This is a genomic window from Enterococcus sp. DIV0546 (assembly GCF_051712785.1).
GTDB classification, from domain to species: Bacteria; Bacillota; Bacilli; order Lactobacillales; family Enterococcaceae; genus Enterococcus; species Enterococcus faecalis.
This window is the reverse complement of sequence record NZ_JBIOPO010000001.1, coordinates 1,417,254-1,432,344: the sequence shown is the minus strand read 5'-3', so window position 1 is coordinate 1,432,344 and position 15,091 is coordinate 1,417,254. Positions and strand designations below refer to the sequence as shown.

Sequence of the window (15,091 nt, the reverse complement as noted above, 5' to 3'; positions counted from 1 at the left end):
CAAAGTTCTCCTATTTTCTTTTCTGCCGTTTTTTTGAGATATTTATAATAAAAATCTAGCGAAACAATGAGAAAATCATTCATTTTACGGTCAATTTGTGCTACTATAACGTCAACTGAAGGAGTGAAGCTAAATGGATTTAACCAATCGTTTTAATCGTCAAGTAAATAAAATTGCTGTTTCTTTAATTCGTCAATTTGACGAACAAGTCTCAGGAATTGAAGGTATTTTAAAATTAACGCTAGGAGAGCCAGATTTTAACACACCTGAGCATGTCAAAAAAGCAGCCAAAGAAGCAATTGATGCGAATTTTTCTCATTATACAGGGATGTCTGGTTTGTTAGATGTTCGTGAAGCAGCCGCTTATTTTATGAAAGAAAAGTACCATTTGACTTACCAGCCTGGGACAGAAATTTTAGTAACAGTTGGAGCAACAGAAGCGATTTCAGCTTCGTTATTAGCAATTTTAGAACAAGGTGACAAAGTGCTATTGCCAGCACCTATTTACCCAGGGTATGAACCAATTATTACATTGGCGGGGGCGGAACCGGTATATTTGGATACACGAGACAACGATTTTGTCTTGACCCCTGAAATGATTGAAGCGGCAATGGCCGGGCATGGGGAACAAGTCAAAGCAATTATTTTAAATTATCCTAGCAATCCAACTGGTGTCACCTATAACCGCCAAGAGTTGCAAGCAATTGCTGATGTTCTAAAAAAATACGACATTTTTGTGATTAGCGATGAAATTTATAGTGAGTTAACTTATGATGAGAGTCATGTTTCGATTGCTGAAATGTTACGTGACCAAACGATTTTAATTAACGGTTTGTCGAAATCACATGCCATGACAGGCTGGCGGATTGGCTTTATTTTTGCACCAGCGATTTTAACAGCGGAGATCATTAAAGTTCATCAGTATTTAGTTACTGCGGCTGCCACTGTGTCTCAAAAAGCGGCTGTTCGTGCCTTAATCGAAGGAATGCATGATGCTGAAATTATGAAAGAAGAGTATCGGAAACGGCGCGATTTTGTTTATGAACAGATGACTCAATTGGGGTTTGAGGTTGCACGTCCAAATGGCGCCTTTTATATTTTTGCTAAGATTCCTACTGGTTATGAACAAGATTCTATGAAATTTTGTATTGATTTAGCGCAAAAAGAAGCAGTAGCGTTGATTCCAGGTATTTCTTTTGGTCCAGAAGCAGAAGGATACGTCCGAATTAGTTATGCGTCCGATATGGATAAATTAACAACGGCCATGGAACGAATCGCACATTACATGGCGACACAACGCGTAACGCACTAGCCTTTATAGATTCTTTACACACCTTTACCTTTTATTTACATTTAATTGAAACAGAATTAACAGAGTCTTGGTAGACTAAACTTGTAACTAATTGAAAAGGAAGTGCAAAGATGAAAAAACGTGTAATTGCAGCAACTATGCTGAGTCTAGGGTTATTATTAACTGGGTGCGGAGCTCAAGGAGGCACAACTGAAAAATCCAGCGAAGCGGATAGTAACAAACCAGTTAAAATTGTCGCTGTTGGTTCCACCGCTTTACAACCGTTAGTAGATGCTGCGAAAGATCAATTTACACAAGAACATCCTAATTATACAGTTTCTGTCCAAGGTGGCGGCAGCGGAACAGGACTTTCGCAAGTTGCAGATGGCGCAGTGACCATTGGAAATTCCGATGTGTTTGCCGAAGAGAAAGATGGCGTGGATGCCTCTAAATTAGTTGATCATCGGGTGGCCGTGGTCGGTATGGGACCAGTGGTCAACAAAGAAGTCGGCGTGAAGAATTTAACAAAGCAACAATTGATTGATGTCTTTACTGGCAAAGTCAAAAACTGGAAAGAAGTGGGCGGCAAAGATCAAGAAATCGTCGTAATAAACCGCGCAAACGGAAGTGGCACCCGAGCAACATTTGAAAAATGGGGCTTAGATGGAGCTAAACCAGTTCAATCACAAGAACAAGATTCTTCGGGAACAGTTCGTAAAATTGTTGAACAAACACCAGGAGCAATCAGCTATTTAGCTTTTTCTTATATGGATGATTCCACCGTTGCCTTAAGCATTGATGGTGTTGAACCAAAAGAAGAACACGTGAAAGACAATTCATGGAAAATCTGGTCTTATGAACATATGTATACAAAAGGGGAGCCTAATAAAGAAGTAAAAGCCTTCTTAGACTATATGGTCACCGATGATGTTCAAAAGACAATTGTCAAAGACTTAGGTTATTTAGCCATCACAGACATGCAAGTAGAACGTGATGTAAATGGAAAAGTAACTGAAAAATAAACAAAAAAACTCAGCCAATTGAGCCGACCCCCAAAAGTTAGACCTAGAAATCTAACTTTTGGAGGTTTTTTTGTATGGCAAAATACAGTTTTGAATTTAAACTTAAACTTGTTCATGACTACTTATCTGGTCAAGGAGGTCTAAGGTTTCTCGCAAAGAAGTATGGGTTTAAAGATAGTTCTCAAATAAGCAAATGGATAAATGCCTATAAAGAACTTGGTGAAGAAGGCCTACTTCGCAGTCGAAAAAATAAGAATTACTCTGTTCAATTTAAGCTAGATGCGTTAGAGTTATATTTAACAACAGAGTTGTCCTATCAAGAAGTAGCTAATCTTCTAAAAATGAACAATCCATCATTGATTGCGAATTGGCTTAGAACGTATCAGAAGTTTGGTATAGAGGGACTCTCTAAACAGAAAGGACGTCCACCTACCATGTCTAAAAAGAAACGAAATGAACCCCAATCACTACCAAGTGAACGATCTCAAGTAGAGAAACTAGAAAAAGAAAATAGAATGTTAAAAATTGAGAATGCCTATTTAAAAGAATTGAGGAGACTGCGTTTAGAGGACGAACAAAAAATGAACGAATCGCACGAATCATTCACAGTCTCCGAAGACACTTTCGATTAAAAGATATTTTGGAAACCCTAAGGTTTCCAAAATCTACTTACATGTACTGGCAAAAACGCCTCGACAGAACAGCTTCAACACAAATCATTGAAGAAGAAATTCAAGCGATTCGTAAAAAACATCAACATTATGGCTATAGAAGGATGACCCAAGAATTGAAACGACGTGGATTTCAAGTGAATAAAAAGAAAGTCCAGCGATTAATACAAAAGTTAAAGTTACAAGTCAAAGCTTTTACTAAGAAATCCAGAAAATATAATTCCTATAAAGGAACCGTTGGTAAAATCGCTAAAAATTTGATTCGTCGCCGATTTAAAACTTCTGTTCCTCATCAAAAAATTACAACTGATACAACTGAATTTAAGTACTTTGAAGCAGATAACGCAGGCATCTTTCGTCAGAAAAAACTATACTTAGATCCATTTATGGATATGTATAATAGTGAAATTCTAAGCTATAGCCTTTCTACTCAACCAAATGGTAAAACAGTTATGGGAGGTCTGAAAGAAGCAATTTCTCAAACAAATGATTGTCCCTATCGGCGCACCTTTCACTCTGATCAAGGCTGGGCTTATCAAATGAATGTCTATATACAAACATTAAAGGACAACAATATCTTTCAAAGTATGTCTCGAAAAGGAACCTGTTTAGATAATTCTCCTATGGAGAATTTCTTCAGTATCCTAAAACAAGAAGTGTACTATGGAAAAATCTATCAAAGTCAAAATGAATTGAGAGAAGCAATTGAGAACTACATTTATTATTACAATCATCACCGAATCAAGGAAAAACTTAACTGGAAAAGCCCAGTAGAATTTCGACAATTCAATCAAAAAACTGCATAAAAAATAGAGTGGAAAAATCCACTCTATAAAAGTCTAACTTTTTGGGGTCACTACAAATAAACAGGATTGGCTGAGTTTTTTTAGGCTTCTTTTTTTGTTAAAGGCAAGGTGATTGTAAAAGTGGTCCCTAAGCCTAAGTGACTATCAATGGCGATTTTACCGCCTAATAATTCTGTGTAATTTTGGACAATAGCTAGACCTAGACCGGTGCCACCAGAATGACGGCTACGTGCTTTATCGACACGATAGAACCGTTCAAAGATCCGTTCTTGGTCTTTTTGACTAATGCCAATGCCAGTATCTTGAACAGATAAACGTAATTGCTGATTTTCAATAGCATAAGAAATAGTAATCTGTCCATTTTCTTGGGAATACTGAATGGCATTTTCAATTAGATTCTTCACGATTGGATAAAACAATTCGTATTTGGTGAAAAATTGGCTCTCTGGCAGACCATGAACGACTGTTTTCAGCTGTTTTGCTGCCAATTGTTGCTGATAAGAACCGAGAATTTCTGTAATGAATTTTTCTAAAGTAATTTCTTGTTCTGCATAAGGAATTGTTGCGCTGCCCCGAGAAAGTTCTAAAATTTCTTGAATTAATTGTTGCAGACGCTGGGCATCTTTTTGCATGATGTGCAAAAATTGATCAAGGACTTCCGGATCTTCTTTGGCGCCATCTATGAGTGTCTCGGTAAAGCCCAAAAGAGAAGTGACAGGCGTTTTTAATTCATGAGACACGTTTGATACAAAATCTTTTTGCATTTTTTCTAGTTGGCGAACGCGCGTTAAATCATAGGCAATTCCTAACACTTGATAATCATTGGCGCTTTGATCATCCAAGTAACGAAGAGAAAGATCTAAGCGTAAAGGTGTTGGTCCTTGTGTCACAGTGATTTCTTGATGTAAGCTGTTTTTTTCAGCGACGACTTGATGGATTAAATGAATCAAATCGGCGTCTTGAATCACTTCAAGATAATTGCTTTGCATATTTTTAGCAGAGAGTCCTAACATTTCCTGCATTTTAGGATTCAACAGACGAAGCCGTCCTTGCGTATCAATGATAAAGACACCAATCATCAACTCATCTAAAAGTTCGTGAAATTGCTCATCCGCAGACGTATACGCTTTATACGTTTGACTTACTTGTTGACTCAGTAAGTTAATAGTTTCGTAAAGTTCATTCCATTCAGAAGATTGCTGGATAATGGATCGATTTTCATCTGGATGTTTAAGCATTCGTTTCAGAATCGGTAAGACAGTCACTAGCGGTTGATTTTTTTGCCGTAACAGTAAAAAGATAAACAAGGTAATTAGTAGGAACAAGATGCCGAATGTAAAGATAATATAGCGACGAAAAGATTGGATATTTTTAGAAAATAGCGCGGTTTGTTCCGAAATCCGAATAATACCAACGATTTCTCCTGATTTTAAAACAGGCGTGGCAACGTACAGAAGTTCTTTATTTAACGTTTTACTCTTTCGTAAGGCTGAACCATAGGTAGCTCCTGATAGAACCGCAGCGATTTCAGGTCGTTTTTTGTGCGACTCTAGCGGTTCATTTTGGCTGCTGTCAAAAAAGACGGTACCATTTTTTTGCAACAAAGTTACCCGTTCTTCTGCATCATCTAACGCATGGGTGACAAGGAGTTGTTGTTGGTTTGTCAGTTGCCTTTTTTCGAAAACGGAAGGGGGCAACTGGTCTGTTAAAAGGGTATTTTTTCTTCTTAAATAGGTTTCTTGCTGAGCAACCATTTCTTTTTGAAAGAAAAAATTGGTCGCTGCAATACTCCCGACAAATAATAAAAGCATGACTGCCGCAACTAAAAAATATTCAATTCGCAGTCTCTTTTTCATCGTTTTGGCTCCTGAAAACGGTAGCCAAAGCCACGGACAGTTACTAAGTAAACGGGCCGTTTGGGATCGGGCTCGATTTTATCACGTAAATGACTAATGTGGACATCGACGATGCGACTTTGTCCAGCGAAGTCATATTGCCAAATTCGTTCCAACAAGGTTTCCCGATTAATGACCCGATCTTTGCGTTTCATGAAGTAAACGAGTAATTCAAATTCTTTCGGTGTTAGCTCAATGGGCTGATTGCGCACAAAGACTTCATAATTTTGTTCATCCACACGAATCTCGCCAATCACAAGCGGAGCTTTAGGTGTGTCCTCTTGAAGCGGTTCGGTCGTGGTAGGTTTTAAACGACGGAAAATAGCTTTCATGCGTGCTAGGACTTCTCTGGGACTAAAAGGTTTTGTTAAATAATCATCTGCCCCAATTTCTAAGCCGATGATTTTATCTACTTGTTCATCTTTGGCAGTTAAAATCAAAATAGGCGTGTCAATTTTTTCTCGACGAAGTGCTTTGGTAATTTCTAAGCCATCCATACCAGGAAGCATTACATCTAAAATTATAAAATCATATTGATTAGACAAAGCTAATTCGAAGCCGTTTTTACCATCTTCGGAAGTAGTCACCTGATAGCCTTCTTTTTCCAAATTAAAGGTTAACAAAGTTAAAATCGATGGTTCATCATCGACGACAAGAACTTTTTTCATTTACATAACTCCTTCAAGAAATTTCTGAAAATAAGTGTATATTTCACTATTGTTAGTTTAACATATTTTTAGAGGAAGAACGTACTTTAAAGTAAGCAAGAATGCTACTTTTGAGAAAAGTCAACTCATGGTATAATAGAGAAATGAAATGAGGAGAAGCGAATGATTGGTATTAGTAGTTGCTTAGGTGGGATTTGTTGCCGTTACGATGGAAAATCTCAAGAACAAGAAGCGTTAAAACAACTTGTAACTAATGGAAAAGCAATAATGGTTTGTCCCGAAGTTTTAGGAGAGTTGCCCATTCCACGTCCGCCAGCAGAAATCATTGGCGGGGACGGCTTTGATGTTTGGGCGAATACTGCTTATGTATATACGGATAACGGGGAAGATGTGACTGAGGCATTTAAAGCAGGGGCACAACGCGCGTATCAAAAATTAAAAGCCCAACAAATTACAACCTTGATTTTGAAAGAAAAAAGTCCCAGCTGTGGCAGCCAGCTGATTTATGATGGACAATTTTCTGGCATTAAAAAAGCTGGAGTTGGAGTCGCAACTGCTTATTTTATTCAACAAGGAATGACTGTTTATTCTGAAGAAACATGGCAACTTGCGGACATTTCTTTTTAAAAGGTAAAAACTTAGTAAAAAAAGATTGACTATTCCCTATGAAATCGGTAACCTATAAGGGATTGAAGATGGGAGCACGGCTCATGGAAATGGAAAAAACAAACCGCATGAATGCGTTATTTGAATTTTATTCGACATTATTAACGGAAAAGCAGATGAATTATATGGAGCTTTACTATGCTGATGACTTTTCTTTAGGAGAAATTGCGGAAGAATATGAGGTTAGTCGCCAAGCGGTTTATGATAACATTAAACGAACCGAAAAAATTTTAGAAGAATACGAAAAAAAGTTACATCTTTATTCAAACTATGTTGTACGGAAAGAATATCTTGAACAACTACAGCAGTATGTTCAAGAAACTTATCCCAAAGATAGTGAAATCAAAAAATATATTGAACAAATTCAAGAAATAGAGGAATGAAACTATGGCTTTTGAGAGTTTAACAAACCGCCTACAACAGGCAATGAGTAAAATCCGTCGTAAGGGAAAAGTTTCCGAAGCCGACGTAAAAGAAATGATGCGAGAAATCCGTTTGGCTTTATTAGAAGCCGACGTTAATTTACAAGTGGTCAAAGATTTCACAAAACGTGTCAGAGAACGGGCAGTAGGAGTCGAAGTATTAGAAAGCTTATCACCAGCCCAACAAATTGTAAAAATTGTTGATGAAGAATTAACGAAAACGTTAGGTTCAGAAACGGTTGAACTGAATAAATCTCCAAAAATCCCAACAGTGATTATGATGACAGGGTTACAAGGGGCTGGTAAAACAACTTTTACTGGTAAATTAGCCAAACACTTAATGAAAACTGAAAACGCTCGTCCGCTTTTAATCGCTGGTGACGTTTATCGTCCAGCAGCGATTGATCAGTTGAAGGTTTTAGGTCAACAATTAGAAGTTCCCGTTTTTGATATGGGAACAGATGCTAATCCAGTGGAAATTGTTCGTCAAGGGTTAGCGTTAGCAAAAGAAAAGAAAAATGATTATGTCTTAATTGATACGGCCGGCCGTTTACACATTGACGAAGCTTTAATGGACGAATTGAAACAAATTAAAGAGTTGGCTAATCCCAATGAAATTCTGTTAGTTGTTGATGCGATGACGGGGCAAGATGCTGTCAACGTTGCAGATAGTTTTAATGAACAGCTTGGAATTACTGGGGTTGTTATTACCAAAATGGACGGCGATACTCGTGGGGGGGCTGCGCTGTCAATTCGGGCAGTAACGGGGGCTCCGATTAAATTTGTCGGTTCTGGTGAAAAATTAACCGATTTAGAAATTTTCCATCCCGATCGTATGTCGAGTCGTATCCTAGGTATGGGGGACATGTTGACGCTAATTGAAAAAGCGCAACAAGATTACGATGAGAAAAAAGCAGAAGAACTTGCTCAAAAAATGAAAGAAAACAGTTTTGACTTTAACGATTTCATTGAGCAATTGGATCAAGTTATGGGCATGGGACCGATTGAAGACTTATTAAAAATGATCCCTGGAATGAGTAACATGCCTGGTATTGAAAATGTCAAAGTCGATCCAAAAGATGTGGCACGGAAACGGGCGATGGTCCTATCAATGACCCCTGCAGAACGTGAAAATCCTGACCTATTAAATCCTAGTCGCCGCCGCAGAATTGCAGCTGGTTCAGGAAATAGTGTGGTTGAAGTCAATCGTATGATTAAACAATTTAAAGAATCCAAAAAAATGATGCAACAAATGTCCAAAGGGGATATGAACATTCCTGGTATGGATCAAATGTTAGGTGGCGGCGTTAAAGGCAAGCTAGGTAAAATGGCAATGAATCGTATGATGAAGAAAAACAAAAAGAAGAAAAAGAAAAAAAGATAAACAGGCTTTAGTTAATTATTGTAAGAAACAGAAAGTGCGCCATCAGTCTCTTCGACTGATGGCGCACTTTCTGTTTAAGCGTAGTTTTGGATAATTGCGTTTAACGCTTCGGCAAAACCAGCGCCGTGTTGTTCATAATATGACGTAAATCGTTCATCACCAACATACATAAGCCCTAACCCTTTATGTGCTTCTGGCGAATAGCTTGACCAAGAGTACATTAACCAATCTTTGTGTAATTGGAAAATTTCTTGCGCAAGTTGACTAGTCAACTTGGGTGATTTTTGATACATGGCTAACTTAGAAAATAAATCTTTTTCCGCGTTCTGCATTGCTTGCATGTCTTTTTCCGTCAAGTTTAAATATTTTTTGTTGGCTTGTTCAATCGTTTCGTTGCCATATTTTTCCCGAATCTCTTTACCATATTTTTCTTCGTTTTCTTGAACTCGTTGTTGTTTGAATGCTTCGAATTTTTGCTGATCTGACATGTTTATCTCTCCTTTGTAATGGTGTAAGGTTTGTTGAACAGAGGCTAAAAGACGATCAATTTCATTGCGCTTTTCCAATAGCTTTTGTTGATGCTCGTATAAAGCCTGTTCAACATTAAAGTCAGGTTGCTCCAAAATTTCTTTAATTTCATCTAGTTTCAGATCCAATTCACGGTAAAAAAGAATTTGTTGCAAACGATTCACCTCGGCTTGCCCGTAAATTCGATAACCAGAAGAATTAATTCTGGCTGGTTGAAGAAGACTAATTTCATCATAATATCGTAACGTCCGTGCACTGACGCCAGATAGTGAAGCCATTTTTTTAATTGTATATTCCATCATTCATTCCTCCTGACAAAATCTATCATAAACCTTTACGTAACGAGAAGGTCAAGCAAAAAATAAAAAAAAGAGACAACCTGTTAAAAGTTGCCTCATTTTTTCTCGATTGATTCAATTAGGCAGTTAAGCGATTAAAGAAATCCACGTAAGCATCTACAATTGATTGTAAGAAACCAACAGTGCCATCAATAATTTTACCATCTTCACCAATTAAGTTCGTAATGCCGCCAATATAGGCTTCAGGTTGTTGTAAAGTTGGAACATTTAAGAAGACTAATGATTGTCTTAAATGATGGTTTGCACCAAATCCGCTAATTGCACCTGGTGAAACACTCACCACAAGTCCGGGTTTTTTATCCCAAACGCTTTCGCCATACGGACGTGAACCGACATCCAATGCATTTTTTAAAACAGCTGGTACTGAACGGTTATATTCTGGTGTTACAAACATCACACCATCTACTTGTTTGACTTCTTCACGGAATGTTGTCCAAGCTTCGGTGGGGGTTCCTTCATCATCCAAATCTTGATTGTATAATTCTAAATCACCAATGTTAATAAAAACAGGTTCGAAATCAGCTGGAAATAAGTCCGCCATTGTTTTTGCTACCAATTTGTTAAATGAATCTTTTCTTAAACTCCCTACAAAAATACCAATTTTTTTTGTCATGTAAATCCCTCCATTTTTCTTTTACTTACTTTATGATAGTACTTTTTCGAAAAAAGCGCAAACGTTTTATCCTTGTACATTGTTGAACTTCGTAACTTCACGTATAATAGCTAGTAAAAGGATGAGTAAAGGAGCAACTGCTTGAATAAAAAAATAAATTGGCGCCGACAATTAACACCGTCGGAGAAACAAACATTGACTGAATTAAGAAACAAGGAAATGATTAAACAAGAAACTTTTTATAAATTGGAACAAACATTTCCTGAGGAATCAGCTTATACTTATTATGGTTTATACAGGAAGGAACAAACCATTCAAGCATATATCGTAGGGTATTGTTTTGATGGGGAAACCTTGGAAGCGACGATTGTTGCGCCAAATGTAGGGCCATTTTTTGAAGAACTTGTTCAAGAACTCGAAAAGCAAGCAGCTTTGTGGGGAATGAAAGAAGTCTTTCTCGTGATGGACGACAAGCAATCTGTTGGCCTGAATTATTTTAATAGACAAGGAATTGTGCCAGCTTTTTCAGAACAGTATCTGGTTTTTCAAAGAGAAACTTACTCACAGGCGTTGGCGAAGCTGACACTTCTCCGACCACAAGTGGCTGATTTGCATTCCTTGGCTAGGTTACTCGAAGGTACGCCTTTGCCGGAGGACCTTCAACGAACACTTATTTATAAAGAAAACAATCAACTTTTAGCCACGCTACGTTTGGATCATTTTGAAAACGAATGGGGGATTTATGGCTTTGTTGTGACAAAAACGCAACGAGGTCGCGGTCTTGGCCGTCAAGTGTTACAGTCCGCGCTCCGAATGATTTTAGACAATTCAGCTTCAGCGACTATTTTTTTAGAAGTTGAAACAGAAAATCAAGCAGCGCTTCATCTCTATCAAACAGAAGGCTTTCAAGTGAGAAACCAGTACAACTATTATCAAATTTTGTAAAAATTCTTCATTATTTCGTTTGTTTTCCTGCAAATTGGCTAAAAAAATTGAAAAAAAGTAAAGGTGTCAAGAAAAAACTCTTTACAGGTTGTTGTTAATCTGTTAAACTAACTCTTGTGATTAAGTTAATGGAGGTGTATTTAATAATGGCAGTTAAAATTCGTTTAAAACGTATGGGTTCTAAAAAGAGTCCTTTTTACCGTATTGTAGTAGCTGATTCTCGTTCTCCTCGTGATGGACGTTTCATCGAAACTGTAGGTACTTACAACCCTTTGAAAGACCCTGCAGAAGTAGTTTTAAAAGAAGATTTAGTTTTAGATTGGTTATCTAAAGGTGCGCAACCTTCTGATACAGTTCGTAACATCCTTTCAAAAGAAGGCGTTATGAAAAAACATCATGAAGCTAAAAACGTTAAGAAATAAGGTGATTGAATATGGCAGATGTGAAAGAGTTAATTTTAACTATTGTCCGTCCGTTAGTCAGTCAACCTGAAGCAGTCTCATTAGAAATTGAGGAATCAACTGATTTCCTCGAGTATAATTTGACTGTGGCCAAAGAAGATATTGGACGTATCATTGGTAAACAAGGGCGTGTTGCAAAAGCAATTCGGACAATTGTTTATAGTGTACGTATCGATGGTCCGAAAAAGGTCCGTTTAAATATTCTTGATGGTAAATAAGCAGCAACAAGGAGGTAGCCTAGCTATCTTCTTTTTTTATACATAACCAAAAAGTTTTCATTGCTAGAGACAGGCCTTTCTTGCTAAAATAGATGTATCCAGAATAAAGGAGCGATTTGTATGGCAAAACGAATTATCATTATGAACTTTGATATTGAAAGTAAATCGTACCAAGCATTTTCCGAAATAAAAAAGATGCAGGCAGAAAGACAGCTTAAAGGTGAGCAAATGGCGGTTGTTACGCATGTTAATGATGGCCAGCATCAATTTAAAATCAATGATTTTATCGATTTTACAGGCAACAATCATACATCAAAAGATAGCATGATTGGGATGCTAGTAGGCATATTAGGTGGTCCTCTGGGCATTCTTTTTGGCTGGTTTGCTGGAAGTATGTATGGTGCAAGCAAAGACGCCAAAGAAATTCAAGAAGCACAAACGGTTTTTGAACATGTGATTCAAAAGATTGATGAAGGACAAACGGGATTGTTATTAATTGCAGAAGAAGAAGACAACCGTCCGCTCAACCAATTGGTTATGTTTGACTTAGGTGGCGAAATCACGCGGCTTGATTTAGAGGAAGTCCAACAAGAAATTAACGATGCGAACGAAGTTGCAAATGAAGCGAAACAATCGTGGCAAGCAAAAAAAGAACAACACAAAGAAGCGACATCGAAAGAAGAATAAGGATCAAAGACTGTTTTCTGAATAAAGGGAAACAGTCTTTTAAAATACTAAGAAATCACGGTTTTTTATGGTAGTTTGCTAATTTTTTGTTATTTTATCGTAAAATACGGTAAACTAAGAAGAAAACTTTGAGAAAATAGATAAATTATTATTTGCTAAAGGAGCAAACTTCTTCTAAAATAAAAAGGAAGTTTAAAAGAAAGTATGGTAGCAGATGGAAATACAATTTTTAGGAACAGGCGCTGGTGTGCCAGCAAAACATCGCAATGTCACAGGGATTGCGTTGAAATTATTAGATGAACGAAATGCAGTTTGGCTCTTCGATTGTGGGGAAGGGACTCAATTGCAAATTTTAAAAAGTAGTATTCGCCCAAGAAAAATTGAAAAGATTTTTATTACACATTTACATGGGGATCATATTTTTGGTTTACCTGGTTTGTTAAGTAGTCGTTCTTTTCAGGGCGGGACAGAACCTTTAGAAATCTATGGACCAGTTGGGATTGCTGATTTTGTCAAGACTTCTTTACGGGTCTCGCAATCGCGGTTGTCCTATCCACTGAAATTAATTGAATTAACGAAAGAAAATGACGTTATTTTTAAAGATAAACAATTCACTGTTCGCTGTAATATCTTGGACCATGGCATCACGAGCTTTGGCTATCGAATTGAGGAAGCAGCGCATGAAGGAGAATTACAAGTAGAGAAACTTCAAGCTTTAGGGATTCCTTCTGGGCCATTGTATGGCAAACTCAAACGTGGTGAAACGATTGTTTTTGATGGACAGGAAATTAATGGACAAGCGTTTGTGGGAGAGCGTAAACCTGGACGAATCGTGACGATTTTAGGAGACACTCGCAAAACTAAAAATAGTGTAACCTTAGCACGACGAGCGGATGTTTTAGTCCATGAAAGTACGTTTAATAAACACGAAGCAAAAATGGCAAAAGCCTACTTCCACTCAACCAGTCAACAAGCAGCTGAAGTTGCAAAAGAAGCGCAAGTAAAACAACTTATCTTAACGCATATTAGTGCCCGTTATTTAACCAAAGAGGCCTATCAGCTTCAAGAAGAAGCCCAAGAAATTTTCCCCAATACAAAAATCGTAAAAGATATGGATATCATTGAGATTCCATTTGCCAATGAAGGAGGAGCTTAGATGGATTTAACAAATAAAGTCGTTGTCGTAACTGGAGGTTCAGCTGGTTTAGGTGAACAAATTTGTTATGAAGCAGCTAAACAAGGGGCGGTCGTCGTTGTCTGCGCCCGCAGAATTAATTTGATTGGTAAAGTTCGCGAGCAGTGTGCTGCTTTGAGCGGACGAGAAGCATTTTCTTATCAATTAGATATTGCCGATCCAGAAAGCGTTGAACGTGTGGTTGAAGCTATTTCAGCAGAAGTTGGTCCTATAGATGTTTTAGTCAACAATGCTGGTTTTGGCTTGTTTGAAAATTTTGTTGAGATTGACTTGGCTGTTGCACGCCAAATGTTTGATGTCAACGTTTTAGGAATGATGACGTTTACTCAAAAAGTAGCTATTAAAATGATTGAAGCTGGGCAAGGACATATTATCAACGTTGCTTCAATGGCTGGGAAGATGGCTACAGCTAAATCAACCGTTTATTCTGCAACGAAATTTGCTGTGTTAGGTTTTTCAAATGCTTTACGTTTAGAATTGAAACCGTTGGGTGTAGCAGTAACGACTGTCAATCCAGGACCAATCCAAACAGAATTCTTTGATAAAGCGGACCCGACAGGCACTTATCTAGCTGCGGTGGATAAAATTGTTTTAGACCCTACGAAATTAGCGAAAGAAGTGGTTGGGAGTATGGGGACTTCTCGACGTGAGATTAATCGTCCGTTTGTCATGGAAGCAGCTGCCCGCTTTTATACATTGTTTCCACATTTAGGAGATTTCATAGCGGGAAATATTTTAAATAAAAAATAAAGGAGTCGATCAAGTCATGAAAAATCAATGGCGTGTTATTTTGGGCCTTGTGTTGGTCTTAATTGTTGTTATTTTTGCTGTTTTAAATAATCAAGCTGTTCCAGTAAACTTTGGTTTTACTAAAATTAGTGGACCGTTAATCTTAATTATTTTAGGTTCTGCAATTATTGGCGCACTAGTTGGGTTACTAACCTCCACAACCACCATTTGGAACCAACGTAAGGAATTAAAAGCTGTACAAAAAGAGTTGGATATTTATAAAAATGATATGGATAAATTAGTCAAAGAAGAAACGGAAAAAGTTCAACGTTCTTTTGATAATCAATTGGCTGATTTGCAAGCCAAACAAGCGGCAGCACCACAAGTCGCAGAACCAGTGGTCAACGAACAAACATCAAACACAGAAGTAGACGCAACGCCTGTGTCAGGTAGTCGTATTGATCGTTATGTGAAACCTCGTGTGAATGAAGAGGAACAAAAATAAGGAAGAGACTTTATCGCTAAGTTTCT

At 37.7% G+C, this 15,091-nt stretch carries 16 protein-coding genes and 1 pseudogene; 13 read left to right on the top strand and 4 right to left on the bottom strand.

The features are described from left to right. Positions 1-133: 133 nt before the first annotated feature. From IGJ24_RS06915 to IGJ24_RS06905, 3 genes and pseudogenes are all read left to right on the top strand, one after another. Positions 134-1,312, top strand: a complete 1,179-nt coding sequence (locus tag IGJ24_RS06915; RefSeq protein ID WP_289865855.1) for a pyridoxal phosphate-dependent aminotransferase — start codon at positions 134-136, stop codon at positions 1,310-1,312. 110 nt (positions 1,313-1,422) lie between these two features. Further along, a complete protein-coding gene (locus IGJ24_RS06910; protein WP_002357425.1) occupies positions 1,423-2,313 on the top strand; it encodes a phosphate ABC transporter substrate-binding protein PstS family protein in 891 nt (296 codons plus the stop codon). Positions 2,314-2,387: 74 nt separating this feature from the next. Further along, positions 2,388-3,790 (top strand): annotated as a pseudogene (locus IGJ24_RS06905) (IS3 family transposase). Between the two features lie 80 nt (positions 3,791-3,870). On the opposite strand, the gene pnpS reads toward IGJ24_RS06905, so the two are convergent. Together pnpS and IGJ24_RS06895 are read right to left on the bottom strand one after the other, a co-directional pair. Beyond that, positions 3,871-5,646 (bottom strand): two-component system histidine kinase PnpS, encoded by a 1,776-nt coding sequence (gene pnpS / locus IGJ24_RS06900; protein ID WP_289865530.1) that lies wholly within the window; start codon positions 5,644-5,646, stop codon positions 3,871-3,873. Further along, positions 5,643-6,353: a response regulator transcription factor gene (locus IGJ24_RS06895; protein WP_002360193.1), complete on the bottom strand. Its 711-nt coding sequence runs from the start codon at positions 6,351-6,353 to the stop codon at positions 5,643-5,645. The genes pnpS and IGJ24_RS06895 overlap by 4 nt, the downstream gene beginning before the upstream one ends. 162 nt (positions 6,354-6,515) lie before the next feature. Here IGJ24_RS06895 and IGJ24_RS06890 point away from each other — a divergent pair, with 162 nt between their 5' ends. From IGJ24_RS06890 to ffh, 3 genes are all read left to right on the top strand, one after another. After that, entirely contained in the window at positions 6,516-6,980 is a 465-nt protein-coding gene (locus tag IGJ24_RS06890; protein ID WP_016633246.1) for a DUF523 domain-containing protein, read from the top strand. An 83-nt stretch (positions 6,981-7,063) separates the two neighbouring features. Then, on the top strand, positions 7,064-7,402 hold the full coding sequence (locus tag IGJ24_RS06885; protein WP_002357429.1) for a putative DNA-binding protein: 339 nt from the start codon (positions 7,064-7,066) through the stop codon (positions 7,400-7,402). A gap of 4 nt (positions 7,403-7,406) precedes the next feature. Continuing rightward, positions 7,407-8,825, top strand: coding sequence for a signal recognition particle protein (gene ffh, locus IGJ24_RS06880; protein ID WP_002360194.1), 1,419 nt, complete (start codon positions 7,407-7,409; stop codon positions 8,823-8,825). 74 nt (positions 8,826-8,899) lie between these two features. On the opposite strand, the gene IGJ24_RS06875 is transcribed toward ffh, so the two are convergent. Both IGJ24_RS06875 and IGJ24_RS06870 read right to left on the bottom strand, forming a co-directional pair. Continuing rightward, on the bottom strand, positions 8,900-9,655 hold the full coding sequence (locus IGJ24_RS06875) for a MerR family transcriptional regulator (RefSeq protein WP_202452858.1): 756 nt from the start codon (positions 9,653-9,655) through the stop codon (positions 8,900-8,902). A 115-nt stretch (positions 9,656-9,770) separates the two neighbouring features. Further along, positions 9,771-10,325 carry an NADPH-dependent FMN reductase gene (locus IGJ24_RS06870; protein WP_002357432.1) on the bottom strand — a complete coding sequence of 185 codons (555 nt, stop codon included), beginning with the start codon at positions 10,323-10,325 and terminating at the stop codon, positions 9,771-9,773. Between the two features lie 141 nt (positions 10,326-10,466). On the opposite strand from IGJ24_RS06870, the gene IGJ24_RS06865 reads away from it, so the two are divergent. The 7 genes from IGJ24_RS06865 (at position 10,467) to IGJ24_RS06835 (ending at position 15,065) form a co-directional block, all read left to right on the top strand. Next, positions 10,467-11,270 carry a GNAT family N-acetyltransferase gene (locus IGJ24_RS06865; protein WP_164884912.1) on the top strand — a complete coding sequence of 268 codons (804 nt, stop codon included), beginning with the start codon at positions 10,467-10,469 and terminating at the stop codon, positions 11,268-11,270. Positions 11,271-11,416: 146 nt separating this feature from the next. Continuing rightward, complete coding sequence (gene rpsP / locus IGJ24_RS06860) at positions 11,417-11,692, top strand: 30S ribosomal protein S16 (RefSeq protein WP_002357434.1); 276 nt, start codon at positions 11,417-11,419, stop codon at positions 11,690-11,692. Between the two features lie 11 nt (positions 11,693-11,703). Beyond that, complete coding sequence (locus IGJ24_RS06855) at positions 11,704-11,949, top strand: KH domain-containing protein (RefSeq protein WP_002357435.1); 246 nt, start codon at positions 11,704-11,706, stop codon at positions 11,947-11,949. A 120-nt stretch (positions 11,950-12,069) separates the two neighbouring features. Next, positions 12,070-12,636 carry a hypothetical protein gene (locus IGJ24_RS06850; protein ID WP_002357436.1) on the top strand — a complete coding sequence of 189 codons (567 nt, stop codon included), beginning with the start codon at positions 12,070-12,072 and terminating at the stop codon, positions 12,634-12,636. 214 nt (positions 12,637-12,850) lie between these two features. Then, complete coding sequence (gene rnz / locus IGJ24_RS06845; protein WP_128437497.1) at positions 12,851-13,792, top strand: ribonuclease Z; 942 nt, start codon at positions 12,851-12,853, stop codon at positions 13,790-13,792. Next, complete coding sequence (locus tag IGJ24_RS06840; RefSeq protein ID WP_002364028.1) at positions 13,793-14,581, top strand: SDR family NAD(P)-dependent oxidoreductase; 789 nt, start codon at positions 13,793-13,795, stop codon at positions 14,579-14,581. 16 nt (positions 14,582-14,597) lie between these two features. After that, positions 14,598-15,065 carry a LapA family protein gene (locus IGJ24_RS06835; protein WP_002357439.1) on the top strand — a complete coding sequence of 156 codons (468 nt, stop codon included), beginning with the start codon at positions 14,598-14,600 and terminating at the stop codon, positions 15,063-15,065. Positions 15,066-15,091 lie beyond the last annotated feature (26 nt).

Coding starts and splice junctions, on each gene's coding strand:
- IGJ24_RS06915 (WP_289865855.1), top strand. CDS start 134: ATGGATTTAACCAATCGTTTTAATCGTCAAGTAAATAAAATTGCTGTT.
- IGJ24_RS06910 (WP_002357425.1), top strand. CDS start 1,423: ATGAAAAAACGTGTAATTGCAGCAACTATGCTGAGTCTAGGGTTATTA.
- pnpS (WP_289865530.1), bottom strand. CDS start 5,646: ATGAAAAAGAGACTGCGAATTGAATATTTTTTAGTTGCGGCAGTCATG.
- IGJ24_RS06895 (WP_002360193.1), bottom strand. CDS start 6,353: ATGAAAAAAGTTCTTGTCGTCGATGATGAACCATCGATTTTAACTTTG.
- IGJ24_RS06890 (WP_016633246.1), top strand. CDS start 6,516: ATGATTGGTATTAGTAGTTGCTTAGGTGGGATTTGTTGCCGTTACGAT.
- IGJ24_RS06885 (WP_002357429.1), top strand. CDS start 7,064: ATGGAAATGGAAAAAACAAACCGCATGAATGCGTTATTTGAATTTTAT.
- ffh (WP_002360194.1), top strand. CDS start 7,407: ATGGCTTTTGAGAGTTTAACAAACCGCCTACAACAGGCAATGAGTAAA.
- IGJ24_RS06875 (WP_202452858.1), bottom strand. CDS start 9,655: ATGATGGAATATACAATTAAAAAAATGGCTTCACTATCTGGCGTCAGT.
- IGJ24_RS06870 (WP_002357432.1), bottom strand. CDS start 10,325: ATGACAAAAAAAATTGGTATTTTTGTAGGGAGTTTAAGAAAAGATTCA.
- rpsP (WP_002357434.1), top strand. CDS start 11,417: ATGGCAGTTAAAATTCGTTTAAAACGTATGGGTTCTAAAAAGAGTCCT.
- IGJ24_RS06855 (WP_002357435.1), top strand. CDS start 11,704: ATGGCAGATGTGAAAGAGTTAATTTTAACTATTGTCCGTCCGTTAGTC.
- IGJ24_RS06850 (WP_002357436.1), top strand. CDS start 12,070: ATGGCAAAACGAATTATCATTATGAACTTTGATATTGAAAGTAAATCG.
- rnz (WP_128437497.1), top strand. CDS start 12,851: ATGGAAATACAATTTTTAGGAACAGGCGCTGGTGTGCCAGCAAAACAT.
- IGJ24_RS06840 (WP_002364028.1), top strand. CDS start 13,793: ATGGATTTAACAAATAAAGTCGTTGTCGTAACTGGAGGTTCAGCTGGT.
- IGJ24_RS06835 (WP_002357439.1), top strand. CDS start 14,598: ATGAAAAATCAATGGCGTGTTATTTTGGGCCTTGTGTTGGTCTTAATT.